Annotated in this window: 1 protein-coding gene; it reads left to right on the top strand. The window is 54.0% G+C overall.

Translation table 11 applies throughout. The features are described from left to right. The coding region (locus BEB54_RS28795; RefSeq protein WP_123057358.1) for a type I toxin-antitoxin system toxin Ldr family protein at positions 1 to 72 on the top strand (72 nt) is incomplete at its 5' end. Positions 73 to 372 lie beyond the last annotated feature (300 nt).

Below are 372 nucleotides of genomic sequence, written 5' to 3'. Positions count from 1 at the left end.
GATTTAGCGGCTCCGGTCATTGCTGGCATTCTTGCCAGTCTGATCGTGAACTGGCTGAACAAGCGGAAGTAACGTGTCAGACGGGCGTCAGGCTGCCGTAATGGCAATTTGCGCCCGGACCAGGCCGCAGGGATAAAACTCTGCGGCCTTTTTCGTAAGAAAAATGCAACGGTTGCAAGCGGATAATATTCTGCGGAATGCGCAGCACAGAGTGAAGAAGTGATGGATTCCGGAACAGAAAAACAGTCGTAGAATCAGCGGCAAGCCGGAAGGGTTCCGGTGAGGCGCAATGTTGCGGGGGCTTAATCCCTGGTGGCATTGGTTGCTGGAGAGAGAAAACCCCCGCACGTTGCAGGTATGCACCTGACAACA

Source organism: Escherichia sp. MOD1-EC6021, from assembly GCF_002965245.1.
GTDB lineage: Bacteria > Pseudomonadota > Gammaproteobacteria > Enterobacterales > Enterobacteriaceae > Escherichia > Escherichia coli_F.
The sequence above is the reverse complement of the archived record's forward strand: the minus strand, read 5'-3'. Positions and strand labels throughout refer to the sequence as shown.